Raw genomic sequence first — 26826 nt, forward strand, 5'->3', positions numbered from 1 at the left:
GCGGCAAGCCGAAATAAAGCCTTCCGTTGAGTGTTTATGTGCTGTTTTTAGACATTCGGTTATAAATTACGCAACGCCTTCGCATTGTGTTGACCGTTATTTAAATCACCAGATATTTTTTATAGAAATATAAGCAAAATGAATGGAAGAAAAATAAAAAGCCCCGGCGTTTATGCCAGGGCTTTTGAATTTCAACCGTCTGATTTATCTGCAAACCATCAGGACACGTCAGCTTCCGTATCTGCCAGTACCGGCAGTTCCGGCGCAAAGCCACGTAACCCGACCACATGTACGTGTTCATTATTACCGAACACTTTACGCACCAGTTTATAGGTCGTGCCTTTTTCAGGGCTGATGTTTTCCGGCGCCGCGATAATCAGCTGCATCTCCAGACGATCGCAAAGCTCAAACAGCGTGGCGATAGATTTGGCATCCAGACGGGCTGCTTCATCGAGGAACAGCAGACGGCAAGGCGAAATGTCTTTGCCCCGCATGCGGCTCGATTCATCTTCCCAGCTCTGTACCACCATCACCAGAATCGACATACCGGTACCGATCGCTTCACCCGTTGACAGCGCGCCACTTTCTGCACGCAACCAGCCATCGGAACCGCGGTTAACTTCCACTTCCATTTCCAGATAGTTTCGGTAGTCCAGCAGTTCTTCACCGATGGTTTGCGGTGTGCGCTGTCCCATATCAATTTGCGGATTAAGACGCTGATACAGTTTCGCCAGTGCTTCCGAGAAGGTCAGGCGGTTGCTGCTGAACAAGTCCTGATGCTGTTCCTGCTGCTCAGAAAGCACATCCAGCAGACCGGCATGCGCTTCACGCACATTCACGTTCAGACGTACGCTTTTCACCTGACCAAACGCCACTGCCTGCAGGCCCTGGTTCAGCTGACGGATACGGTTCTGCTCGCGCTGAATGGTTTTACGGATGATATTCGCCACGCTCTTGGAACTGATCGCCAGTTGCTGTTCGCGGGCGGTCAGTTCTTCGGTCAGGCGTCCCAGCTCAATTTCCATCTGTTCGATAGCTTCAACCGGGTCATCGGTACGGATAATATCCTGACGGATACGCTCGCGCAGATGCTGATACACGGCGATGTAGAACTGAATTTTACGCTCAGGACGTTTCGGATCTTCCGACAAACGCAGCACGTCGCGCAGATGTTCGTTATCAGATACCGCCAGACGCAGCGCACCGAGGGATTTATCCGACATGGAACGCAGTTCGTCGCCATCCATGTAAGCCAGCTCGCGACGGTGCAGACGACGTTCAACGCCGTTGTCTTTCACCAGACGCATCACCGCACACCAGCCCGCTTTCGAGGTCACTACCTGTTCGCGGCTCTGATGGTAATCACGCTCAAGTTTGCGTAATTTCTTCTGCAGGTTATCCATTTCGGCTTCGCAGAAGGTGATTTGTTTTTCCAGCTGATTGCAGCGCGCACGGTTGGTGCTGAGCGCGGTATGCAATTCGTCACGACGGGTTTTGGCGCGGGCTTCCGCGTTCGGATCAGCCTGAACGCCGATATCCTGCAATTCCTGGCTCAGCTCTTTGAGCATATCGCGCTTGGCATCGAACGAGCTTTTCAGTGACGCCAGAACCTGACTGTATTGGGTCAGTTGCGTCTGGTGCTGACGCATCTGTTCACGGGCGCGGGTACGTTCCGCTTCCGCATGTTCCAGACGCTGACGCAGTTTGTCATTCAGGTCGCTGTTTTCATTCAACATACCGGCAGAGTCGGTATAGCTGAAGTGAGCACGGCGCTGAACTACTTCGGTCAGGGCGAAGGCCTGTTGCTTCGCCAGACGTTGTGCATGCTGCGCCTGTGCGTAATCTTCTTTCAGTTGCTCATGCTGTTCCGGGTCGCTTTGCAGCACCGATACCAGCGGTTCCAGTTTGCTCAGTGAGGCGCCGTGTTGCTGAATGAAACGGGCAGAATCCTGCGCCTCTTCCATTTCTTCGCGAATCTCTTCCACGCGGTCGATCAGCGTTTCGTCGCACAACAGACCCACACGCGGCTGCAATTTATTGAGCATGCCGATGGCTTCTTTCGCCTGCTCAAATTGCTGACGCTGCTGCTGATTCTGGCCTTCATGGGCATTCAGCGCACGTTCAAGTTCGCCACGACGGCCGCTCAGGGTACGGATATCCGCTTCAGGATCGGCGTCAAACGCGACGGCTAAATGGCTGCCGATAAAGCGGCTGAATGCCTGATGCGCACGCTGAATTTTCTGCACGTCAAACGACAGTGTCGCGTAACGTTCTGACAGGTTTTCGCGTTCTTTATGCAGGGTTTCCAGACGGTTTTCACGCGCCGCACGGCCAAACAAAGGCACCTGCGGGAAGTGCGAATAACGCCACTGGCGGTCACCGGTCTTGACCAGTACCGCGCCCTGCATTTCATCCACTTCAAACACATTGTCATCAAAGGACTGCGGATCCCCTTCGATGAGATAGAGATCTTCAGGACAATCGTCCAGCCCTTCCAGCTGATCGCGGATCAGCGACAGATCAGGGACCACAATCGCGTGACGCGATGGACCGTACAGCGCAGAGAAGTAAGGCGCGTCGTCGATAGTGACGTCGTCGTAAATCTCAGACAGCAGTACACCACCGAAACGCTCGGCCAGGGCAATCATGCGGGAATCTTCCGCACCACTTGGCTGGCTGAGACGGGTGATCTGCCCTTCAATGCGACGTTTACGCGCAGCCACTTCGTCGCGCTCAACTGTAGTTTCGCGTTCCGTTTCCAGCAACTGCTGCATGTATTCGGTGACCTGCTGGCTGCTTTCCAGCGGTTCCTTACTCTGCTCGCTCAGCTGGCTGAGGGCTTCCTGTGCAGCCAGCCAGACCGGCGCACGGGCGGTCAGTTCGCGAATGCGCGACTGAACCTGCTCAAGCTCCTGACGCATTTCCATGCGGCGTTCACCCGCCTGAGAAACGACGCCCTGCAACTCTTCGATCTGCACTTCCAGCTCACGCTGCATGTCGTCCAGATCTTCCGGATGCACATCCTGCCCGGTGCGTTTGCAGAATTCCTGCAACTGACGCTCAGCATCCTGCTGCTCACGCAGGCGGCCTTCGAGTTCGGATAAACGCATGCGCAGCGGTTCGACGCGCTCCGCCTGATGTTGCTGAGAAGACCAGTCGCGCAGCAATTCACGCGCCGTCTGCCAGGCTTCACTGCGGCTCACTTCACCGGCGATTTTCACCACCAGCTGATACGCCGTCTCAAACTGACTGTGCGCGGCAGATGCCACGCTCATTTTTTGTTCCAGCATCAGCAGGATTTCAGTCGCTTCCTGCTCTTTGCTCTGGAACGTTTCCAGCCATTCCTCACTGTTCTGAATACTCAGATCCGGGATCTGGCACAGATCACGCGCACGCTCGATGGCCTGCAACGCCTGCTGGTACTGGATGGCACGGGTCTGCTGCACATCGAGCGCCTGCTGATAATCTGCCAGCTGGCTTTTCAGCTCATCCACTTCCAGTTCAGCCGCTTCCGCGCGGGCTTCATGTTCGGCATGCAGTTCGCTGGCTTCGGCAACGACTTCGTTTTGTTCTTCCAGACGGTAGGTCAGCTCTTCGAGGTCGCCTTCATAGCGCTCGATTTTTTCCTGCTGACGCATCGCGGTCTGAACCAGACTCAGGTGGTCGCTGGCGGCCTGATAATCGGTTTCCAGATCACTTTGCGAACCGCTTTGCTCGGCCAGTTCACGCGCCATTTCAACATGCCGGTATTGCTCACCGGACAACTGTTTGCGGCTCGACAGCAACTCATTACGCAACACCAGCGCACCATCCAGATGGATACGGCGTTCATTGGCGTGGCGCATGTAGTCGGCGGCCACGTAAGAGGTTGCTTCAGAAATCAGATGCTTGAACAGGTCACGGTCAGACTGAGTGACGCGAATCGCTTCGAGCGTCATACGGTTTTCACGCAGTGCCGCTTCCATATCCTGGAAAGCCTTACGCACACCGCTGTTTTCCGGCAACAGGTAATCGCGCAGGGAACGGGTGATGGCGCTGGAAATACCACCGTACAGTGACGCTTCAATCAGACGGTAGAATTTACTGCGATCAGACGCTGAACGCAGGCGGCGCGGGATCACACCCAGATCGAACATCAGCGCATGGTAATCGGTAATCGAGTTGAACTGCTTGAACTGCACGCCTTCCATTGCTTCAACGCGCTCTTTCAGTTCATGCAAAGGCAACACGCGCGCCTGACGTTCGCCAACGGTTTCCGTCAGCATTTCCGTCGGGTTCACTGCCACCGGCAAGCCCTGAATGGTGAACGGTTTGATGTCCACTTTACGGTCACGCCCGGCAACCTGTTGCAGACGAACACCAACCACAATGCGCTGATGACGGGAGTTCACCACGTCCAGAACCGAGTAACAGACACCGGCACGCAATTTACCGTGCAGGCCTTTATCACGTGAACCGGAGGTCGCGCCTGCTTCCGTGGTATTACGGAAATGCAGTAAGGTCAGATCGGGGATCAGCGCCGTCACAAAAGCGGCCATGGTGGTGGATTTACCCGCCCCGTTGCCGCCGGAAAGTGTGGTGACCAGTGAGTCGAGGTCAAAAGTACGGGCGAAGAACCCGTTCCAGTTCACCAGCGTCAGTGAGCGAAATTTACCGCGTTCAATCATTCCTGTTCATCCTCTGCGCCCTCATGCCCTTGCGGCCCTGCCAGCGGCTCGCCGTCTTCACTTTCGTCGTTCAATGACAACGCACTGTCGACAGGCATCGCTTCGCCGTCGCGGATCATCCGCAACTGCGCTTCACGCGCGTCATCGCCACTGCGGACATCCGCACCAAAACGAAATACCGCTTCGGTAATACGGAATTTGCTGCTGTCGACGCCCATGAAATAGACCATACCCAGACGACGCAGACGGTTCAGCGACGTTCTGACTTTGTCCTGGAGTTTCTGACGATCCAAATCTGAACCGGTAGAACGCTGGTTGACGTATTTCAGCAATTTGCTTTCGTCTGCCAGGCTCAGTAATTCGTCGTACAATTCCTGCTGGGTAAAAATACCTTCATGCGCCAGACGTTCCGGGCTGAGATACAGATAGCAGAGAATTTTCCCGACCATCATGTCCAGCTCCGATAAGACGGAACGCGGGATAAGCGTGGTGGAACGCGGGCGAAGATAGAAGAAACCTTCCGGCGCCCGGATCAACTCCACGCTGTAGCGGCTGTAAAACAGTTCCATTTCTTCCTGATAATCCATCAGGAAAGCGTGGTTATCCAGTTCATCAATGCCGATATGACGGCCAGAACGCAGCTGGCTGTCGAGAGCAGGAAACACTGAGTTAGCCAGTGCCTGCGCCAGCTTAGCTGGCATTATGTGTTCAATATTTGTCGATGACATGGGCCTGCACCTTGGCTCCGTAATCATTGATTGCCTGCCATTCGGCATGCAACCCTGAAAAATCTGCTTCAGCCACACCGAGGCGTACCGCCTGGTCGACCACAATTCGCGCGACATCAAAATGTCGGGCACGCGGATACTGTTTGAGGTATTCGCGCATTACCATGCCCAGATTGAGCGGCGTTTTTTGTTGCTGATAGACCTGTAATGCCTGTTCAATCAATGCCGCAAGTTGTTCGCGGATTTCGTTAAATTCTTCAAATTCGAGATCAGGCGGAAGCTCGCCGGTCACTTCTTCGCTGCGCAAGGCCAGCTCTTCGTCACGCATATCCAGCAGACGATCGGCATTGGCAAACGTCAGGGTCCACGGCTGATCAAAATAGTTCTGCACCGACTGGCGTAAACGCTGGGCAAATACCCGGTTTTTATCCATGTCGATGGCAGTACGGATAAATTTATGTACATGCCGGTCATAGCCAATCCACAGGTCAATCGCCTGCTGGCCCCAGCTGGTAATACGGTCGAGTTTGTTCTGTAAATCAAAGACCAGCTTGTCAACAAAGCTCAGGTCCATCTCCACCATGGTGGCATCCTGAATACGCAACAGGTGCGCCTGCAACAGGTCGCCCGCCGCTTCCAGCGTATCCTGCAATTCACGCAGCGTGCCCGACGTTTCTGACAGCAGGATTTCACAGCTGGAAATCGCCGCACGCCAGTCTTTATTGAGCAGCGCCGCGATATCATCTTTTACGCCCTGCTGCTGTTCGTCCATGATCCGCTGGGTCATGTCGATGCTGTCGAAAATTTCAGCCACAGAATATTTGAGAGGGGCGTACACATTGCGATGCCAGTGGAAATCATCACCGCCTTCGTCGGCCGCATCCGCCGCTCGCTTGAGTTCCTGCGCCACGATCGACAGCTGCATAGACAAGCGCAACGTGGAGAATTCACGCTGACGGATATAATAATCTGAAATGCCGATCGCCAGAGGCGTCAGACGATAGATAGCATTGCCGTCGGCCAGCTCACTGACAAAACGGTTGAGCAAACGCTGACGCACCATGTCATTGATGGCGTTGTTGGCACGTACGGTGATGGTCTCATTGGTTTGCTCGAAACCCTTGCTGACGTGACGAAACGCATCGACCAGCTCACCCTCACTCATTTCCCCGTCAAGGCGCTCGCTGTTTAACGTGGCAATCGCCAGAAGAAAAGCCAGCCGCTCCGTTGGCAGCGAAATTGAGAAATCATTTTTCCGTGCCCAGGCGACCAGTTCGGGTACAGTCTGGGAAAATTCACTCATAATTCGTCCTTCAGAATGGGTTTGTGCGCCATCACATGGATGTAACGTCCCAAACTAACAAAAGGTTCCTGACGGCAATAACGCTGTTCCAGCGCCAGAAGCTCATCAAAATCCTGTTTATGTTGTTGTCTGTTTCGCAAATAATCGTGGAACACTCTAACACCGGTCTTGCCGCTGATCTGCATCCCCAACTGTTCCAGCCACTGATAAACCTTTGCCGGTTCCAGCGGATGATCGGGTAACAGGGAGCTTTTTTTGATTTTAGGCACACCTGCCTCGACATGAGCAAAATTGCCGAGGATCATATGCCGCATGACCAGACCGTGGATATTGTAAAACATCAGCGATATTGCGCCACCGGGGGCCAGACAATCGACCAGCGCGGCCAGTGCCTGCTGAGGCTCGGCCAGCCATTCAATGACCGCATGGAACAATATCAGATCAACCGGCTGTTCCAAATGTTCGGCGATATGCTGAGCGGGACATTGTACAAATTGCATGTTGTCGCTCACACCTTTTTCCCGCGCGGCCGCTTCGGCGCGCCGGATCATCTCACCGGAGAGATCACACAACAAGACCTTATGTCCTAAAGCGGCCAGTTCACAGGCCATTTGCCCCTCACCGCCGCCCGCATCAAGAATACGCAGTGGCCGCTGTGGCAACGTCTGGAGCAACTCATGCAGATCCTGACCCAGCACCGCCTGACGGATACGTCCCTTGGTGGTGCCGTAGATATTGCGCGAAAATTTTTCGGCGATATCGTCGAAATTACGATCCTGCATGAAGTGAACCCTGTTTCTGAAAACAATTTGTCTGATGATGTCTCTGCGGCGATGCCGTGTGAAGTGCTATTTTGGCACAGGCTGGCTTAGAATAAATCATCCAGACTCGGATTCACGCCCGGATGTCGTTTTTTCACTCAAAAGGACCCGTTTTTGATGTTATTTATCCTAAAAAAGACACTCGGCGGGCTGTTATTACCTCTGCCTTTTATTTTGCTTATGATGGCGGTTGCGCTGGTGTTGTTGTGGATGACCCGCTGGCAAAAAACCGGAAAAGTGTTTTTTTCACTGAGTTGGCTGCTTCTGTTGCTGCTCAGCCTGCAACCGGTGGCTGATAAGCTGCTGCGCCCCATTGAATCGGTCTACCCCACTTACCAGACTCAGGGCCATACGCCGGTAAAATATGTCGTGGTGCTGGGTGGCGGTTACACCTATAACCCGGCCTGGGCACCGAGTTCTAATCTGATCAGCAACAGTCTTCCGCGCGTGACGGAAGGGATCCGTATTTATCGCGCAAATCCGGGCGCTAAAATGGTCTTTACCGGTGCGCAGGCCATGAGCAACCCGATGAGCAGTGCGGCAGTGGCGGGAAAGGTGGCAATCAGTTTAGGCGTGCCTGAGAGCGATATTATTTTGCTCGATAAACCGAAGGACACCCATCAGGAAGCCTTGCAGGTTAAAGCGATGATGGGAGAACAACCCTTTGCGCTGGTGACCTCCGCAAACCATCTGCCGCGCGCAATCATCTTCTTCCGCCAACTGGGCCTGAACCCGATTCCGGCACCGGCCAATCAGCTGGCAATAGATTCCCCGCTCAATCCGTGGGAAAAAGCCTTACCTCAGGCGTTGTTCCTCTCTCACAGTGAACGGGCATGGTATGAAACGCTGGGGCGGATATGGCAATGGATAACCCTTCCCGCGCCTGAAGTCAGATAACTCAGTTAAGCCACGGCAGCAACTGTTGCCGTGCAAAATCGAACTGCCTGCGGTCCAGTTTTCCGGTATGGATCATGTGGGCGACGGATTCCCACACCAGATATAACCAGCGGCGGGCAAGGAAGCTTTCTGAAACCGGTGCTTTTTGCAGATAGCTGAACAGCAGCTGCTCACTCATCCCTTTTTCCCACAGCCTGAAGAGGTCAAATTCGCGGGGAGCCCATAACACGGTGCCGGGATTGATCATCGCCAGCAGTTGATCACTGCGCGGATCTTTGAGCATGCCGCGTAATGACACATTACCGTGAACCAGCACCGGCGTATCGTCGAATCCCTCAAACAATGCCGGTATGCACGCCCGCGAGCGGAACAGAAGCGTGCGGTCCTCCGGTGTGAGTTCAGGAGCCTGGAGATTAGACAGCGTCGCCCACAGCACTTCGACGCGCTGCGGATACCAGTTTTCCCAGCGATTTTCCTGCGTACTGTCGACCGAGCCAACGCATCCGTGGCTGTCAATCCGGTGCCATGCCAGCATCGCCTCAACGATCTGTTCCTGCAGGATTAGCCAGCGTTCAGGCGTTCTTGTCGGGGCTTCCGCCGAAACACCGCGCAGGCGTTCGATCAGCAAAATTTCCTGATAGGGTTTCTGATGGGTCGTGACCATACCGTACACTGTCGGCACCCGCACCACGCCTTCCCGCGCCAGCATCGAGAGCTTATACGCCTCCTGCCCCGCAATCCCCTGACAGACAAAACTTTTCGCCAGCAAAGGCATGGCATAGCCCTGCTCATCATATAAAGAAAAAAGATGGGCATAAGGCTGCTCACTGACGCATTCAAGGCGGGAGAGACGTTCGCCTAATACAATACTGAGTTCGGCTTTTAGCTGTTCCATAACGTGTTCGCAGTGACGAAAAAGTAACGTTTATGATGAAAGCTTCAGCGAAGGATTACCCCGTTTCAGATCAAATAAAACCGGATAATTGGGGCAGAAAAAGGAAGGCATCGCGCAAAACAAAGAGACCACTAAAAATAAACGGAATGCCGGGACATTCCGTTCGGATGACGTTCAGTCAGGCACGTTTATGCCCCAGGATCGCGCGCACACGTTCCAAATCCTCTGGCGTATCAACGCCCACCGAAGGAATCGCTTTCGCGACATCAACATGGATTTTTTCACCGTACCACAGCACCCGGAGTTGTTCGAGCAGTTCGATATGCTCCAGCTTGCTCGGCTCCCACTTAACGTACTGGCGGATAAAACCTGCACGATAAGCGTAAATACCGATATGACGAAGGAAGGTATCGCCGATGGTATCTTTTGACACCGCGAAACGTTCACGCTCCCAGGGGATCGCCGCCCGTGAAAAGTACATGGCGTAGCCTCTGGCATCCCGCACCACTTTCACCGCGTTAGGGTTGAACGCTTCTTCTGCCGATTCAATCGGCACGGCCAGTGTTGCCATCCCGGCTTCGCTGTTTGCCAGATTTTCTGCAACCTGACGGACAATCACCGGCGGGATCAAAGGCTCATCGCCCTGCACATTCACGATAATTTCGTCATCGGCGAACTGACACAATTCGATGACTTCCGCGAGGCGCTCAGTACCTGACTGGTGATCAGGCCGGGTCAGACAGACCTCGCCACCTGCGGCTTCCACCGCCTTCACGACATCAGGATGATCGGTTGCGACTATCACGCGTTTTGCACCGGATTCAAGAGCACGTTCCATGACATGCACAACCATCGGCTTGCCGTTGATGTCTGCCAGAGGTTTACCCGGCAGACGGCTCGAGCCATAGCGGGCAGGAATAATGGCGATAAAACTCATGGATGTGTCTCGTCAACAGAAAGCGGGCGTGCCTCGTTTTCTAATAAAACAGGGATCCCGTCACGGACCGGATAAGCCAGACTGTCAGCCTTACACACCAGTTCCTGCGACTCTTTATTAAAGTAAAGCTTCCCGTTACATACAGGGCACGCAACGATTTCAAGTAAACGATGATCCATAAATTCCTCCCGGAAGCGAATACGCCCATTTTCAGCATGGCGTGACGCAAAAAAGCATTGGAAACATAAGATAGCGGTTCCAGAGAATAGCATAACGCCCCGCCCGGGGTTAATCCTCACATCACTCTCTGAGAAGGGCCGCTTAAAGTTACAGCGATGTGAATAAAAAATTTCACTGAAGGGTGATTGCGTTGCAGATTGAGTGGGAGTACAATTTTTTTGTGATGAACATCACACTATCAACTTCAGACAAGAGCACGAAAAATGAAAACCATTAACAAAATCATCGCAATGTTCGCTAACTTCAGCCACTAATGCTGAGTCACACCTGCAATCATCGTGAAATAACGGCTGCCTGATGCAGCCGTTTTATTTTGCGGTATCAAAGCTGCCAGCCCGTACCCCACATCTTTCTCAGAGCCTCAGGCAACTGCCCGCTCATAACCTTCTCCGCACCCTGCCATTGCGCAAAACGACTTATCGCTCCCTGAATATCCCGCGCATGCCGTGATGTCACTGCCACACCCGGTTCAAGATGCAGGCTTTTGAGTTCCAGTATCTTTTCCTTACGATGCATTTTTGCATCCAGCCGGCCAATCAGTTCACCGCGTTGTAAGACCGGTAGCGTGAAATAGCCGTATTGCCGCTTTGCTTCCGGCGTATAACATTCGATGCGGTAATCAAAATTAAACAACGTTGAGGCACGCTTTCGGTCCCAGACGACGGGGTCAAAAGGAGAAAGCAGTGTGGTGACCGTAGAGCGGATCCCGGAATCAATGGCCTGTTGCAGTAAGGAGTACTGCCGGGAATGCACATAATAAACTCCGTCCAGACCGGATACCTCTACCGGCGTAATTTCGTCATCAGACAGCAACTGAGCGATCACGGCTTTGGTGTTGATCCGCTTGAGCCGGTAGTAATCCGCCAGCCACTCCGGTTTGAAAATACCCAGATATTGCGCAGACTGGCGCAGCATCTGGTATTCCGCAGCCGCCTGTTCTAAGGTCTGGCTGGCATCGTCCCAGCCGGGCATCACGCGTTCTGTCAGGTCATATACGCGGTGAAAATTTCGCCGCTCAGACACCATCAGTTTTCCTGCGGTGAACAGCGTTTCCAGATGCTTTTTATGCGGTTTCCAGTCCCACCAGCCGCTGTTAGATTTTTTTTCTGCACTGAAATCAGCGGAACGCACCGGACCGTTTTCTGCAATATGGCCAAGAAGCGCCTGAATATCTGTCTGATGTTCATCAAACCAGGCCTGAGAAAATTTCCATCCCATGCCCTGCGGATTTAACATCCGGTGGCGCAGCAGACCGTAATCCTCAGCAGGAATAAAACAGGCTTCATGCGCCCAGTATTCGAAAATATTGCCAGCGGACAGCGCATCTTCAAGCCACTGCGGCGGATAATTGCCGAGACGGCTGAACAACACCAGATAAGGACTGCGGGCGACGACGCTGATCGTATCGATTTGCAGTAATCCCATATCGCGGATGGCCTGTACGACATCAGATGCCACAGGTTTTCGGGTGACGGGCTTGAGAAGGTGTTGCGCAGATAAATGCAGGGTGCGGGCTGAAGCGAGAGATATAACCGGGTGAGACATATCGGTATCCGAGGCAGCTAATTAACTGTGGATACCGATAGCATATTTTTACCGGAGCGTAAAATTCAGCTCAACGGCGAACAACAAAAATCAGACTCAGAACGCAATCACATCAGCCGCTGAAGGGCCATGCGCAACACTGCGGTAAGTCGTGAATTCGACTTTCTGACCGGCACTCAGAGATTTATTACCCGTATTTGCAATGGAAGTGCGCTGAACATAAATTTCAGAAGAACCATCGAGCGGACAAATAAAACCATAGCCTTTAGCCTGATTGTACCATTTAACTAAACCCATTTTTAACATCATAATTTCTATCCTTTCTTTTGGGCATCCATGAACACACTTTTTTATTATTGTTCGGATGCGTTTGCCCATTTCTAAGTTATTTTTTTATAAAAAACCTCTAATGAGCGATTTTGTTTTAACGATTATTTTTACAAATTTCGCGACATTTTATTCACGTCGCTTTACCTTTTCAGGTATGAAAAACCCGCCATCCGGCGGGTTTTACTCTGCTGATATGATTAGCAATTAACGCTTACTCATATCATCACGTCAGCCTCTTCTCAGAGTGCAATAACGTTAGCAGCAGCAGGACCGCGCGGGCTATCCTGAATGGTGTATTCTACACGCTGACCTTCGGCCAGAGTTTTGAAACCATCGGTCGCGATTGCAGAGAAATGTACGAATACATCTTTACCGCCATCAGCTTGCTCAATAAAACCAAAACCTTTGCTTTCATTGAACCACTTAACCTGACCATTTTTCTTAGACATATTTAAAACCTTTTTACGAAATATAAAATCCTGCCATTCGGCAATGTGAGCCAATAGTTCAGACAATTACTTATGGGGAGGACTTAGAAGGTTCGTCTTGGAAGCGGAATCATCGGGAAAGAGATAACGTCTGGGAGGAACTGCTTTACTCTACACTCATACATAAATAGCGCTGCAACACAGGTTGCACGCATTTACTCATAAGCGCAGACCATTAGCAAGCCATGTTACTTCATTATTCCGCAAATAAATGTGAATCGTAAATATAATCCTTTAAAATCAGAGAGCTTCAGGATTTAAATTTACGTAAATTTTTATGAGAACCGCTCATTTCATGAGTTTTTTAGCATTCAGCGGGTCTTTTGCAAAATAAGGTCAGTTATTTTTTGCAGTAATTTTTCAGCCAGAACGCCCGAAATTTTTGCGTCGACCGGTAAATACCACCAGTCCGGTTGAGCAAAAGCACGGCATTTCACCGCATCTTTTTCCGTCATCAGCAGGGATTGATCCGCCTGCAGAATGCCGGAAAGTTGTTCTGGGGAGTATGACTGATGATCTGAAAACGCGACTTCATGTTGCAGCGTCAGGCCGAGCTGTTTCAGCGTGGCAAAGAAACGAGGTGGATGCCCGATCCCGGCCATAGCCACCACATTTCGTAACGATGCGGCATCGCGCTGTTCACCCGTCTTCAGGTTTATCGCCTTGCCGGGTTGCAGGGTCATGGCCAGTTCACCTGCATGAGGAACGCCGCCATTGGTAATCACCGCATCGACGGAACGCAAACGGGACTCCCGTTCACGCATCGGGCCAGCGGGTAGCCAGTGACCATTACCAAAACGGCGAATACCGTCGACGACCACAATTTCTATATCACGGCTGAGGGCGTAATGCTGCAAGCCATCATCAGTGATAATCACATCCAGTTCGTGAGCCGCGAGCAGTGCCTTTACCGCGTCTGAACGCACGGGAGAGACCGCAACCGGTGTGGCCGTTCTCTGAAATATCAGCACAGGCTCGTCACCCGCCTGCGTGGTTGGCGTCGCCTCCGTCAGTAATAACGGATAGTGCTCAGCCTTACCACCATAACCGCGTGAAACCACGCCAACCCGAAAACCATGCTGCTGAAGTGTTTCAACCAGCCAGATCACCACCGGCGTTTTACCATTACCCCCGGCAGTCAGATTTCCGACCACCACGACGGGCACTGAAGCCCGCCAGCTTTTTTTAAGCCCCGCTTTGTAGCTGTAACAAATCACAGACGAGACTAACCCGTACAGCCACGAAAGAGGCAGGAGTAACAGATAAAGCGGTGACTTGCCTGACCAGATGCGCTCAATCATTGGCCAAACTGCATCCGGTATAGCTGCGAGTAAACACCACGCTCTTCAAGCAAATCAGCATGTGAACCACGTTCAACGACACGACCATCTTCTATAACCAGAATTTCATCGGCTTTTTCGATGGTCGACAAGCGGTGCGCAATCACCAACGAGGTACGGTTTTTCTGCAATTCATCCAGCGCTGCCTGAATGGCACGCTCAGATTCGGTATCAAGTGCAGAGGTCGCTTCATCAAGGATCAGGACCGGCGAATCACGCAGTAAGGCACGAGCAATCGCAATACGCTGACGCTGACCGCCTGAAAGCAGTACGCCGTTCTCACCAATAACCGTATCCAGTCCTTTATCCATCTTGCTGATAAAGTCCATGGCGTAAGCCATAGTCGCTGCTTTTTCGATCTCTTCGCGGGAGTATATATCGGTACGCGCATAAGCGATGTTGTTGGCAATGGTGTCGTTGAACAGGTGAACGTTTTGAGAAACCAGCGCCACCTGATTACGCAGTGATGACAGCGTGTATTCACGCAGATCATGACCATCCATCAGAATAGAGCCTTCCTGGATGTCATAGAAACGCGTCAGCAGGTTCGCAATGGTCGATTTTCCTGAGCCGGAACGACCGACCAGGGCCACCGTTTTGCCTTCTGGCAGGCTGAAGGAAATATCGCGCAGAGCCGGAATATCACGCCCGGGATAAGTGAAGGTCACATTTTTGAACTCGACATCCCCTTTCACGCGTTTGACTTCCAGTTTCCCTTCGTCTTTTTCCTGTTCCATATCCAGAATGGAGAACAGTGTCTGGCAAGCTGCCATCCCGCGCTGGAACTGGGAGTTGACGTTAGTCAGGGATTTCAGCGGACGCATCAGGGCAATCATCGATGAGAACACCACGGTGATGGTACCCGCGCTGAGCGTTTCCATGACGGACGGGAAGCTCGCTGCATACAATACGAATGCCAGCGCCAGAGAGGCAATAAGCTGAATGATCGGGTCTGAAATTGAAGAAGCCGAAACCATACGCATACCTTGCTGGCGCATGCGGTTACTGACTTTATCAAAACGCGCGGTTTCCACTTTCTGACCGCCGAAGATCAGTACTTCTTTATGACCTTTCAGCATCTGCTCGGCGCTGGTGGTAACCTGCCCCATGGTGTTTTGCATTGTCTTACTGATGTTACGGAAGCGTTTTGACACGACACGGATAACAACAGACACAATTGGCGCAATCACAATCAGGATCACCGAAAGCTGCCAGCTGTAATAGAACATCATGACAAACAGACCGATGATGGACGCACCTTCACGCACTACCGTCACCAGCGCGCTGGAAGACGAAGACGCCACCTGCTCTGAATCATAGGTGATACGGGAAAGTAAGGTACCGGTAGACTGCTGATCAAAAAATGCGACAGGCATTCTCATCATGTGACCAAACAGGCGACGACGCATATGCATCACCACTTTGCCCGAAACCCACGAAATACAGTAACTGGATATATAGCCACTGACACCACGTACGATCATCAGACCGATAACGACCAGAGGCATCCACAGTAAAATTGAGCGGTCAGCTTTACCAAAACCATCATCCAGCAACGGTTTCAGCAAAGACAGCATGAAAGTGTCACTGGCGGCGTTAGCGACCAGCGCGATTGCCGCAGCGATCAGCCCGGCTTTAAAAGGTGTGATCATCGGCCACAGGCGACGGAATGTCTGCCACGTAGAGAGATCTTTATCGTTCATCATGCAATATCAACCAGCATCGAAAGAAATAGCGGTCTATTCTACTCATTATCTTCCGATACTCCAAACCGGTGGTGATACCAGCGGGGGATTAATTGCTCGCGTAAGCCTTTAATTGTCCAATAATCGTCATAAATGAAGAGACTAAGCTGACCCGAACGGGACGTTGAACGCCAGTCATAGCGTGCTTTGTTGTATCTGCTAACAACTTTATCAGCCGGAAGACGCCATTTATTAAAGCGGGATGCGGAAGCCAGTGCGATAACCGGCTTAACGGCGCGCAGAAAAGGCGGCGTTGACGAGGTATTACTGCCGTGATGAGGAACCTGAAGCACCGTGGCCTGTAGCTCACTCCGCCATTTCCTGACTAATGCTTTTTCGGTTTCAGCCTCAATATCACCGGTCAGAAGCAAACTGAATGTTCCGTCATCAATGCGGATCACGCAGCTGTCATTATTTCCGACATCCGCTGACATCTTCTCTGGCCATAAGACTTTGAAAGCCAGCCCCTGCCAGTGCCATTGCTCACCCGCCTTACATTTCAGATGATGCTGACCGGACAACGCACTTTCACGTACACTGGCGGCAGGGAACCGGTTTTGTAACAGAGGCAATCCGCCACGATGATCCATATCATCATGACTGATAATGATCAGTTCTGGCTGAATATTCTTCCAGTTTAGGAAAGGGATGATATTTTGCTCAGCGGCGGAACTCCCTTCCCAGCGGTTGCCGGTATCGTAAAGGATCCCCCTGCCGTTTTTACTGATAAGAACAGACAAACCGTGGCCGACATCAATCATATCCACCCGCCAGCGCTCTTCCGGGTTCCTGTTCAGCCAGACGAATGAGATCGCAAAGATCGACAGCAGGAGTGAAACGCAATATCTCCACGGGCAAATCCGCCAGCACAGAAGCATTATCCACCCTGTCAGGCTTGCGACCAGAAATGATTCGCCTAGCGGGATCCAGCCATCCGGTAATGCTTTGACTCCCCACAGCGCCAGCCTTAACGTCGCGTCCGCCAGTTGCCAGAGCAGTGTTTGCGCATTATCCATTAGCACGGATGGCATCAGGTTCATCAGTAAGGCCAGCAATACCAGCGGAACGGTGACCAGCGAAACTACCGGTACTGCCCACATATTTGCCGGAAAGGAAAAAAGGTTTATGCCATGAAAGATCCACACCTGTAAGGGTAACAGGAGAAGTGTCATCCCCAGTTGCAGATGCGCCCAGCGTAACAGCGCCCAATATCTTGCTTGCTGAAACATGGCAGGAAGCGGTGCCCACTGGAACCAGAAAATCAGTGTTCCCACCGCGAAGCATGACAACCAGAAGCTGTCGGATAATAAATTCATCGGGTCAGCGAGAAGAAGAACAGAAACCACCCAAAGCCATATCTGCCACGGATGACAACGGATACGGAAAAGGCGCAATAAAATCCACAAGGATACTGCTAACGCTGTACGTATGGCGGGTGCGTTGCCCCCTGAAAGCCAGGTGTAAACCAGTAAAAATACCGCGCTTACCCATAGCGGAAAACGATAATCGATTAACTTTACCGGCATAAAATATTGTATTCCGCGTGCCAGCCACCATCCGAACAGCGCCGCAATGCCAATATGTAAGCCTGAGATCGCCACCAGATGTGCGATGCCTGAGTGCTGCAACAGCAACTTATCCGCATCCCGGATTAATCCTTTTTCGCCAAACGCCAGTGCGACCAGAATGGCCGTATTTTCCATTGGCGGCATTTTCAGCTGCACTCGTTGAATAAACTGCTGGCGAAGCGAACTTTGCGCCGACAACCTCTGACTACGACGAACAGTGGCTGTCAGCGGGGCATGCTGAGCCAGCGCCCAGCGCTGGGCATCAAATCCGCCTTCATTCAGCAAGCTGTGAACAGGCCGCAAACTAACGGTCATATCCCAGCGCTGACCGGCCAAAAGTGCTTCTCCTCCCGCGTCCCATTTCGTACGGAACATGACCGGTGGAAATACCCTTTTGCCGTCCACTTTTTCAATTTTGAAGAACACTGACGACGTACGGGTGTTTCCGAGATGAGTACTCTCTGCCACCGCAATAACATGGCGCGGGGTACCCTGAAGTGCTGAGATCTGGCGCAGTTGAATGCTGCCCTGAACTGCGGCCCAGCTGAAACTCAGCAGGCAGATACCCAGCAAGCTGAACAGTTTGTGATGACATCTGACGCAATACCCGGCAGCAATACACAGCATGATCATCTGAAGAGAGGAAGGAAGTTGCGGGAGAAGGAGCAGCGGCATCATGCCGGCTATCACAGCTAAAGAAGCCTCATCCAGTGAGATTTTGATGTTTTACTCCTTTCACATTTATCGGACATATGTTCGTGGCGGAGTATGATTTTCACGCAAGGCAGGGGCAAGCAGGAGAGCAAAAGGCTGCGAGACATTACGCAAACTTTTTGTTTTCAGAACAGAAGTGGGGGGAATTCTTAGATTATGAGGCAAAAAAAACGGCACCCAATGGGTACCGTTTTACGTTCGCTATAGGCAGACATTTACGTTCAGGCGAAAACCTTAACCGTAAATATTCGCGCGATCGCGCAGCTCTTTACCTGGCTTAAAGTGAGGAACGTACTTGCCGTCCAGCTCAACTTTATCGCCCGTTTTAGGGTTGCGCCCAACACGCGGAGCACGGTAGTGAAGAGAAAAACTGCCAAACCCACGGATTTCGATGCGTTCACCATCAGCCAAGGTTGCAGCCATATGCTCAAGCATCTCTTTCACTGCATCCTCAACAGCTTTCGCCGGGATATGAGAGTGCTGGCCAGCAAGTCTTTCAATAAGTTCAGACTTGGTCATAGTACCTCCAAGCTTTGCAGCTAAACTACCGTTTCGGGGCAACAGAGTCGCCCCCCGTCATTACTCGCCTTTTGCCGCTTTGAACGCTTCAGCCATAGCGTTAGAGAAGTTGCTTTCGTCTGGTTTGTTGTTAACAACAGCGATTGCATCTTTCTCGTCTGCTTCATCCTTAGCACGGACGGACAGGCTTACTACGCGGTTCTTACGATCAACACCGGTGAATTTAGCTTCAACTTCATCACCAACGCTCAGAACCAGAGTTGCGTCTTCAATACGGTCGCGAGAAGCTTCTGAAGCGCGCAGGTAACCTTCTACGCCACCAGCTAATTCAACTGTAGCACCTTTGGCGTCAACTGCTGTGACTTTACCAGTAACAATAGTACCTTTCTTGTTAACAGACAGGTAGTTATTGAATGGATCTTCAGCCAGTTGCTTCACGCCCAGGGAGATACGTTCACGTTCTGCGTCAACTTGCAGAACCACAGCTGCGATTTCGTCGCCTTTCTTGTATTCACGTACTGCTTCTTCGCCTGCAACGTTCCAGGAGATGTCAGACAGGTGAACCAGGCCGTCGATGCCGCCGTCCAGACCAATGAAGATACCGAAGTCAGTGATTGACTTGATTTTACCTTCAACACGGTCGTTCTTGTTGTGGGTTTCTGCGAATTGCTGCCATGGGTTGTTTTTGCATTGTTTCAGGCCCAGGGAGATACGACGACGTTCTTCGTCGATATCCAGAACCATAACTTCAACAACATCGCCCACGTTAACAACTTTAGATGGGTGGATGTTTTTGTTAGTCCAATCCATCTCAGAAACGTGAACCAGACCTTCAACGCCTTCTTCGATTTCTACGAAGCAGCCGTAATCAGTCAGGTTGGTAACGCGACCCGTCAGTTTAGTACCTTCTGGGTAACGTTTAGCGATAGCGACCCAAGGATCTTCGCCCAGTTGTTTCAGACCCAGTGACACACGGGTACGCTCGCGGTCAAATTTAAGGACTTTAACAGTGATTTCATCGCCAACATTAACGATTTCGCTTGGGTGTTTAACACGTTTCCAAGCCATGTCAGTGATGTGCAGCAGGCCGTCAACGCCGCCCAGATCAACGAATGCACCGTAGTCAGTGAGGTTCTTAACGATACCTTTAACTTCCATGCCTTCCTGCAGGTTTTCCAGCAGTTGATCGCGCTCTGCGCTGTTCTCAGACTCAATTACTGCACGACGGGAAACAACAACGTTGTTGCGTTTCTGGTCCAGTTTGATGACTTTGAACTCAAGATCTTTGCCTTCGAGATGCAGCGTGTCGCGAACAGGACGAACGTCTACCAGTGAACCTGGCAGGAACGCACGGATACCGTTCAGCTCAACAGTGAAACCGCCTTTCACTTTACCGTTGATAACACCGGTAACAGTTGCAGATTCTTCGTAAGCTTTTTCCAGCGTGATCCAAGCTTCATGACGTTTAGCTTTTTCACGGGACAGCAGAGTTTCACCGAAGCCGTCTTCAACAGCGTCCAGCGCAACATCAACTTCGTCGCCAACCTGGATTTCCAGTTCGCCCTGTGCGTTTTTGAATTGTTCTGCCGGGATTGCAGACTCAGATTTCAGACCGGCGTCAACCAGTACGATATCTTTGTCGATAGACACAACAACACCACGAACGATGGAACCAGGACGGGTTTCGATTGTTTTTAAGGATTCTTCAAAGAGTTGAGCAAAAGATTCAGTCATGTTGATAATCTTTAGGTTCTTAAGTTTAACGTCCATCTGGCTTCCTGCTGGATGGGGTTGTTTCAAATGCCCCGCTACAGATCCTTGCGGCGAGGTTAAAAAAAACTATAGCCAAAACTGGCACTGAATATTCTTCAGCACCAGATTACGGCTCGATTACCGGGTTTGTTTTTGCGGTAATCCTAGAATTTCTGTGGCATATGCCAGCGCTTTTTCGATGACTTCGTCGATGGACATGCTGGTTGAATCCAGCAATAACGCATCGGAAGCAGCCACTAAAGGCGCGATAGCCCTGTTACGATCACGGTCATCACGTTCTTTGATCTCGGCTAAAAGCCGTTCAAAGTTAACACTAAAGCCTTTTTCCTGCAACTGTAGCATTCTTCTGTTTGCACGTTCTTCTGAACTCGCATCAAGAAATATCTTCACAGGCGCATCAGGGAAAACAACCGTGCCCATATCGCGGCCATCTGCAATCAGGCCCGGGGCATCGCGGAATGCGCGCTGACGGCGCAGCAATGCCTCACGGACACGCGGGAATGCCGCCGCCTGTGAAGCCGTATTGCCTACCGTTTCGGTGCGGATTTCATTGGTGACATCCTCACCTTCCAAAATAACCTGTAACTGCCCATCCTGAGCAACAAAACGAACGTCGAGATGTGCGGCAAGCGGAACTAACGCCTCTTCTGAGACAATATCAACCTGGTGATGCAGCGCTGCCAGGGCTAACACGCGGTAAATGGCACCGGAATCCAGCAAGTGCCAGTTAAAGGCTTCGGCCAGCGCTTTACACAACGTACCTTTACCTGCACCACTTGGCCCATCAACGGTGATTACCGGGGTTAAAGCCGTCATTTTTGTCTCCTTTCGGTGGGGTATACCCGCTTCACTCGCCATAGAGGACTCATTCAGGAGCGGCATTATACGCTGCCTTTAAGTCAACTGTTACCCCCCCATTTTTCAGTTGCCTAAAAAGCGGACGGTTCCGAAATCTCAGTAACAAAAAACGGGCATCAATAGATGCCCGTTATCTTTGCAGACACAACGTAAGACTATGCCAGCGTACTGATTGCCGCCAGACGTTCGAAGTAATCAGGGAAGGTTTTCGCTGTGCATTTCGGATCAAGGATCGTGACCGGGGTATCGGACAGCGCCACCAGTGAGAAACACATCGCCATGCGGTGATCATTGTAGGTGCCAATTTCGGCAAATTTCAGCGACTGTGGTGGCTCAACGCGGATGTAGTCTTCACCCTCTTCCACCGTCGCCCCGACTTTACGCAACTCAGTGGCCATGGCCGCCAGTCGGTCGGTTTCTTTGACACGCCAGTTGTAAATGTTGCGCAGCGTTGTCGGGCCTTCCGCAAACAATGCGGCTGTGGCAATGGTCATGGCAGCATCAGGAATATGGTTCATATCCATGTCGATACCTTTCAGGTCGCCACGGGTACATTCAATATAATCATCAGCCCAGTGAATGGCTGCGCCCATTTTCTCCAGCACATCGGCAAAACGAATATCACCCTGCATGCTGTTTTTACCAATACCGGTCACACGAACCGTACCGCCCTTGATGGCTGCAGCAGCCAGGAAGTAGGACGCAGAAGAAGCATCACCTTCAACCAGATAAGCACCCGGCGACACATAGTGTTGCTGGCCTTTAATGCTGAATTGCTGGTACTGGTGGTTTTCCACTTCAATACCGAAGGTTTTCATCAGGTTCAGGGTGATATCGATATAAGGTTTGGAAACCAGATCACCTTTAATCTGAATGGTCGTGTCATTCACTGCCAGTGGCGCGGTCATCAGCAACGCCGTCAGGAACTGGCTGGACACGCTGCCATCAACGCTGACATTGCCGCCACTAAAGCCGCCGCGCAGACGCAGTGGCGGATAGTTTTCCTGCTCTACATAATCAATCTGCGCGCCGCCCTGCCGTAATGCATCCACCAGATGTCCGATCGGGCGCTCTTTCATGCGTGGCTCGCCGGTGAGGACCACATCCTGTTCACCCAGACATAACGCGGCAGCCAGCGGACGCATGGCCGTCCCTGCGTTACCCAGAAACAGTTCCAGACCTTTAGCATTGGAAAAAGTCGTGCCCAGACCGTCGATTTCACACTCGGTACGGGAGGCAGACAAACGATGCGTGACGCCCAGTTGCGCCAGTGCGGTGAGCATATGGCGAACATCGTCGCTGTCGAGCAGATTCGTCAGGCGGGTAGTGCCCTGTGCAAAAGCAGCCAGTAAAAGTGCGCGGTTGGAAACACTTTTTGAGCCAGGTAAATTGATGCTGCCGTTAACCAGTGCAACGGGTTGTAATGTCAGGGATTCCACTCTTTCTCCAATTCTTCTTTTCATAAAATGACCCCGGACAGTGAGCCGGGGTCATTTTTAAGGCTTCTTACTCAAGCATTTTGCTGGCCCGAAAACCAGCACTTAACCGTGGCGCTTTTCGAACTCCGCCATAAAGTCGGTCAGGGCTTTGACGCCTTCAAGGGGCATTGCATTATAAATAGATGCGCGCATACCGCCAGCAACACGGTGACCTTTTAATGCGTGCAGACCGGCTTCCTGCGCCTGATCGAGGAACAGTTTATCCAGAGAAGCATCCGCCATCTGGAAAGGAACATTCATCCACGACCGGTTAGCTGCCGCAACCGGGTTACGGTAGAAACCGGTACGGTCGATGGCGCCATAGAGCAGTTCAGCTTTTGCGCGATTGCGTTTTTCCATCTCGCGCAGACCGCCCTGTTCTTTCAGCCATTTGAACACCATGCCTGACAGATACCATGCAAATGTTGGCGGGGTATTGAACATAGAATCGTTCTCAGCCAGCACGGTATAATCCAGAATAGACGGCAGTTCTGTGCGGGCTTTACCCAGCAGGTCTTCACGAACGATGACCAGCGTCAGACCGGCCGGACCGATATTTTTCTGCGCACCGGCATAGATAACACCAAAACGGCTGACATCGATCGGGCGGGAAAGGATACAAGAGGAATAGTCGGCAACCACGATTTTGTCGCCGAAATCAGGCATTTCATCGATAGCAATACCATCGATCGTTTCATTCGGGCAGTAATGCACGTAGGCGGAATCTGCACTCAGCTGCCATTCGTTCATCGGCAGAATGCCACGCTTGCCATCAATCGTGGTGGTGACATCAATCACGTTAGGCGAGCAGTATTTTTGGACTTCTTTTACGGCGCTGTGCGCCCAGTAACCGCCATCAATGTAATCAGCGGAGGATTTGTCGCCCAGCAGGTTCATCGGGACGGCAGCGAATTGCGCGCGCGCGCCACCGTGGCAGAACAGCACCTTGTAGTTCGGGGGAATATTCAGCAGGTCACGGATATCCTTTTCGGATTCTTCAGCAACCTGGATAAATTCCTTACTACGGTGACTGATTTCCATCACCGATGTACCCAGTCCGTGCCAGTTACAAAGTTCCTGTTCCGCACGACGCAACACTTCAGCCGGGATCATTGCCGGGCCTGCACTAAAATTATAAACCTGAGTCATTTCCCCTCACCACTTCTCTGAGACAGCCACATAGTAACCACTAATTTAACGGTTTTATCATCCTAGACAAGCAGTCTGCAACGCTTATTCACCACGACCTGATAAACAGCGATGAGATATAGGTCACAAGGTTCATTCCTCCCTGGAAAGCTGATTTAACAGGATTATCTGTTCACGCCCGTACGGTACTCAGCGCCCTCACCCAGGTGATATTTTGACAACGCGGACAGGCCGCTTTTTCGCCCACTTTGAAAGTTTGAATCAGGCTGCACTGATGGCAGGCATACAGCCCGCTGGTGAGCATCAGGGTCTCGATATCAATGTAATCTTCCGGCAACACAGGCAGGCCCGGTTGGACATCCTCGTCCAGCCGGAAATAAACACTCAGGCCGCCGTTAGCTTCAAGAAACGCCAGCCGCACCTGGCCGAGATGCTCCACCCCTTTCTGCCGCAACTCCATGTAGAATTCGCCTTTGGTGATGTTCTCGCGCGCCATGGTTTCCCATTCAAACATGCCGTCACGAATGATGATCAGCGGTTTGCCTTCCATCCAGTTTTGGAAATGGGGACTTTTATCCATCAGCCAGGTTGAAAGACGGTAAAACAGCAGAATTGAGAAAAAGACCGCAAACACGGGCAACAGCGGGACGTCATCATAAAACGTCACGTCACCGGCGGCAGAACCCAGCGTCAGAATGATCACCACTTCGAACAAAGAAAGCTGATTCACGCCCCGACGCCCGGTCAGTTTCAGAAAGACAAACACCACAATAAAAATGAAAAAGCAGCGGAATGTCACCTCTCCAAGATACTCAAGAGGGAACTTATCCAGCGTCATACGTTTCAGATCAAAAGCCTGCATAGATGCCTCACGGGAAGAGAAAACAGCGGCTTACCTGCCGCGGATTTACAGACAAGCTTAGCGCGTTACACCGCGATTACATTCTTAACACGAATACATGGAGCTCATACGCAAAACCCCGTATCATTGCGCGTTTTTAGCACGCTCAAAAGTGAACTCAATGACGCAAACTTTTATTCCTGGTAAAGACGCGGCGCTGGAAGACTCCATTTCCCGCTTCCAACAAAAACTCACCGATCTCGGCTTTAATATCGAAGAAGCTTCCTGGCTGAATCCGGTTCCCCACGTCTGGTCAGTGCACATTCGCGATCGCGACTGTCCGCTGTGCTTCACCAACGGTAAAGGGGCCAGCAAGAAAGCCGCTCTCGCGTCGGCATTGGGGGAATATTTTGAGCGTCTGTCGACAAACTATTTCTTTGCCGATTTCTATCTGGGCAAAGAGATTGCCAACGGCGACTTCGTGCATTATCCGAATGAAAAGTGGTTCCCGCTGCCTGAAGACGACAGCCTGCCGGCTGGCATTCTGGATGAACGCCTGCATGCCTTTTATGATGCCGATAAAGAACTGGTTGCCAGTGATCTGATCGACCTGCAGTCAGGCAATCCGGATCGCGGTATCTGCGCCCTGCCGTTTACCCGTCAGTCTGATCTGCAAACCGTTTACATTCCGATGAATATCATCGGCAACCTGTACGTCTCTAACGGGATGTCTGCCGGTAACACGGCCAATGAAGCGCGTGTGCAGGGGCTGTCAGAAGTTTTCGAGCGTTACGTCAAGAACCGCATTATTGCCGAATCAATCAGCCTGCCCGAAATTCCTGCTGACGTGCTGGCACGTTACCCGGGCGTGGTGGAAGCCATCGCCAAACTGGAAGAAGAAGGTTTCCCTATTCTTTCCTATGACGCTTCTCTGGGTGGAAACTATCCGGTCATTTGCGTGGTGCTGTTCAACCCGGCAAACGGCACCTGTTTCGCCTCCTTTGGCGCACACCCTGATTTTGGTGTCGCACTGGAACGTACCGTGACTGAACTGCTGCAGGGCCGCAGCCTGAAAGATCTGGATGTCTTCACGGCGCCAACCTTCGATGACGAAGAAGTGGCGGAACACGCTAACCTTGAAACCCATTTCATCGACTCAAGCGGTCTGATTTCATGGGACATGTTCAAGCAGGACGCCGACTATCCGTTTGCCGACTGGAGTTTCAGCGGCACGACAGAAGAAGAATTCGCGACCCTGATGGCTATCTTTGATAAAGAAGATGCCGAAGTGTATATCGCAGATTACGAGCATCTGGACGTGTATGCCTGTCGCATTATTGTCCCTGGTATGTCGGATATCTACCCTGCAGAAGACCTGCTGCTGGCGAATAACAGCATGGGCGCACATCTGCGTGAACAGCTGCTGGCCTTGCCGGACAGTGATCTGCCGAAAGAAACCTATCTTGAGATGATCACTCAGCTCGATGATGAAGGTCTCGATGACTTTACCCGCGTCCGTGAATTACTGGGTATTGCCAGTGGTAAGGACAACGGCTGGTACACCCTGCGTGTGGGCGAACTGAAATCCATGCTGGCACTGGCGGGTGGCGATTTAGATCAGGCATTGACCTGGGCTGAGTGGGCACACGAGTTCAACTCGTCTGTGTACAGCGATGAGCGCAACAACTACTACCGTTGCCTGCAAACGCTGCTGCAACTGTCTCTGGAAGAAGATCGCGATCCGGCACAATATTACAATGCATTTGTGAAAATGTACGGCCAGAAAGCCGTTGAAGATGCCTCCGCCGCCATCAGTGGCGACGTCCGTTTCCACAGCCTGTTTGCGGTAGATCCGGCGCTTAAAGCCTTACCGGCTCATCAGGCGCTGCTGGGTGCGTATGAGAAGTTACAGGTGGCGAAACGTCGCCACTGGGCAAAAAGCTGATCTCACTCAGATAAAAACTCTTTCAAACCGGCAGAATTCCTGCCG

General features: G+C 51.8%; 21 protein-coding genes. 2 read left to right on the top strand and 19 right to left on the bottom strand.

Features of this window, described 5'->3' with window-relative positions; genetic code table 11:
• Positions 1-218 precede the first annotated feature (218 nt).
• Genes mukB through cmoM form a run of 4 tightly spaced genes read right to left on the bottom strand, consistent with a single transcriptional unit; the run spans position 219 to position 7480 of the window.
• On the bottom strand, positions 219-4667 hold the full coding sequence (gene mukB / locus EDF78_RS20925; RefSeq protein WP_119822227.1) for a chromosome partition protein MukB: 4449 nt from the start codon (positions 4665-4667) through the stop codon (positions 219-221).
• Positions 4664-5395 carry a chromosome partition protein MukE gene (gene mukE / locus EDF78_RS20930; protein WP_095922601.1) on the bottom strand — a complete coding sequence of 244 codons (732 nt, stop codon included), beginning with the start codon at positions 5393-5395 and terminating at the stop codon, positions 4664-4666. Before mukE ends, mukB begins: the two co-directional genes overlap by 4 nt.
• A complete protein-coding gene (gene mukF / locus EDF78_RS20935) occupies positions 5376-6698 on the bottom strand; it encodes a chromosome partition protein MukF (protein ID WP_133823832.1) in 1323 nt (440 codons plus the stop codon). The genes mukE and mukF overlap by 20 nt, the downstream gene beginning before the upstream one ends.
• Positions 6695-7480, bottom strand: a complete 786-nt coding sequence (gene cmoM, locus EDF78_RS20940) for a tRNA uridine 5-oxyacetic acid(34) methyltransferase CmoM (RefSeq protein ID WP_095922603.1) — start codon at positions 7478-7480, stop codon at positions 6695-6697. Before cmoM ends, mukF begins: the two co-directional genes overlap by 4 nt.
• 156 nt (positions 7481-7636) lie before the next feature.
• Between cmoM and elyC the strand changes: the two genes are divergently transcribed.
• Complete coding sequence (gene elyC / locus EDF78_RS20945) at positions 7637-8416, top strand: envelope biogenesis factor ElyC (protein ID WP_095922604.1); 780 nt, start codon at positions 7637-7639, stop codon at positions 8414-8416.
• A gap of 1 nt (position 8417) precedes the next feature.
• Here the strand turns inward: elyC and EDF78_RS20950 are convergent, their stop codons facing one another.
• The 15 genes from EDF78_RS20950 to EDF78_RS21020 all read right to left on the bottom strand — a co-directional run bounded on the left by EDF78_RS20950 (position 8418) and on the right by EDF78_RS21020 (position 24857).
• Positions 8418-9311 (bottom strand): YcbJ family phosphotransferase, encoded by an 894-nt coding sequence (locus tag EDF78_RS20950; protein ID WP_095922605.1) that lies wholly within the window; start codon positions 9309-9311, stop codon positions 8418-8420.
• Positions 9312-9489: 178 nt separating this feature from the next.
• Positions 9490-10248 carry a 3-deoxy-manno-octulosonate cytidylyltransferase gene (gene kdsB / locus EDF78_RS20955; protein WP_095922606.1) on the bottom strand — a complete coding sequence of 253 codons (759 nt, stop codon included), beginning with the start codon at positions 10246-10248 and terminating at the stop codon, positions 9490-9492.
• On the bottom strand, positions 10245-10427 hold the full coding sequence (locus EDF78_RS20960; protein ID WP_056771818.1) for a Trm112 family protein: 183 nt from the start codon (positions 10425-10427) through the stop codon (positions 10245-10247). Before EDF78_RS20960 ends, kdsB begins: the two co-directional genes overlap by 4 nt.
• A 382-nt stretch (positions 10428-10809) precedes the next feature.
• Positions 10810-12033, bottom strand: a complete 1224-nt coding sequence (locus EDF78_RS20965; RefSeq protein WP_119822225.1) for a winged helix-turn-helix domain-containing protein — start codon at positions 12031-12033, stop codon at positions 10810-10812.
• Between the two features lie 96 nt (positions 12034-12129).
• Positions 12130-12342, bottom strand: a complete 213-nt coding sequence (locus EDF78_RS20970) for a cold-shock protein (RefSeq protein WP_095922608.1) — start codon at positions 12340-12342, stop codon at positions 12130-12132.
• Positions 12343-12602: 260 nt separating this feature from the next.
• Positions 12603-12812: a cold-shock protein gene (locus tag EDF78_RS20975; protein WP_013574839.1), complete on the bottom strand. Its 210-nt coding sequence runs from the start codon at positions 12810-12812 to the stop codon at positions 12603-12605.
• Between the two features lie 350 nt (positions 12813-13162).
• Positions 13163-14152: a tetraacyldisaccharide 4'-kinase gene (gene lpxK / locus EDF78_RS20980; protein ID WP_133823833.1), complete on the bottom strand. Its 990-nt coding sequence runs from the start codon at positions 14150-14152 to the stop codon at positions 13163-13165.
• A complete protein-coding gene (gene msbA / locus EDF78_RS20985) occupies positions 14149-15897 on the bottom strand; it encodes a lipid A ABC transporter ATP-binding protein/permease MsbA (RefSeq protein WP_119822223.1) in 1749 nt (582 codons plus the stop codon). Before msbA ends, lpxK begins: the two co-directional genes overlap by 4 nt.
• A 38-nt stretch (positions 15898-15935) precedes the next feature.
• Positions 15936-18227, bottom strand: a complete 2292-nt coding sequence (locus EDF78_RS20990; RefSeq protein ID WP_347876872.1) for a ComEC family protein — start codon at positions 18225-18227, stop codon at positions 15936-15938.
• A gap of 225 nt (positions 18228-18452) precedes the next feature.
• Positions 18453-18737 carry an integration host factor subunit beta gene (gene ihfB / locus EDF78_RS20995; protein ID WP_013574835.1) on the bottom strand — a complete coding sequence of 95 codons (285 nt, stop codon included), beginning with the start codon at positions 18735-18737 and terminating at the stop codon, positions 18453-18455.
• A gap of 60 nt (positions 18738-18797) precedes the next feature.
• The gene (gene rpsA / locus EDF78_RS21000) at positions 18798-20471 is read right to left on the bottom strand and encodes a 30S ribosomal protein S1 (protein WP_095925166.1); all 1674 of its coding nucleotides are present in this window, start codon (positions 20469-20471) and stop codon (positions 18798-18800) included.
• Between the two features lie 156 nt (positions 20472-20627).
• Positions 20628-21326, bottom strand: a complete 699-nt coding sequence (cmk, locus tag EDF78_RS21005) for a (d)CMP kinase (RefSeq protein ID WP_095922612.1) — start codon at positions 21324-21326, stop codon at positions 20628-20630.
• A gap of 197 nt (positions 21327-21523) precedes the next feature.
• Positions 21524-22807, bottom strand: a complete 1284-nt coding sequence (aroA, locus tag EDF78_RS21010) for a 3-phosphoshikimate 1-carboxyvinyltransferase (RefSeq protein ID WP_133823856.1) — start codon at positions 22805-22807, stop codon at positions 21524-21526.
• A 102-nt stretch (positions 22808-22909) separates the two neighbouring features.
• Entirely contained in the window at positions 22910-23995 is a 1086-nt protein-coding gene (gene serC, locus EDF78_RS21015; protein ID WP_133823835.1) for a 3-phosphoserine/phosphohydroxythreonine transaminase, read from the bottom strand.
• 172 nt (positions 23996-24167) lie between these two features.
• On the bottom strand, positions 24168-24857 hold the full coding sequence (locus tag EDF78_RS21020) for a YetF domain-containing protein (RefSeq protein ID WP_095922615.1): 690 nt from the start codon (positions 24855-24857) through the stop codon (positions 24168-24170).
• 160 nt (positions 24858-25017) lie between these two features.
• Between EDF78_RS21020 and ycaO the strand changes: the two genes are divergently transcribed.
• Complete coding sequence (gene ycaO / locus EDF78_RS21025; protein WP_133823836.1) at positions 25018-26781, top strand: 30S ribosomal protein S12 methylthiotransferase accessory factor YcaO; 1764 nt, start codon at positions 25018-25020, stop codon at positions 26779-26781.
• Positions 26782-26826: the final 45 nt, after the last annotated feature.

Source organism: Rahnella sp. BIGb0236 (genome assembly GCF_004364755.1).
Lineage (GTDB): Bacteria > Pseudomonadota > Gammaproteobacteria > Enterobacterales > Enterobacteriaceae > Rahnella > Rahnella victoriana.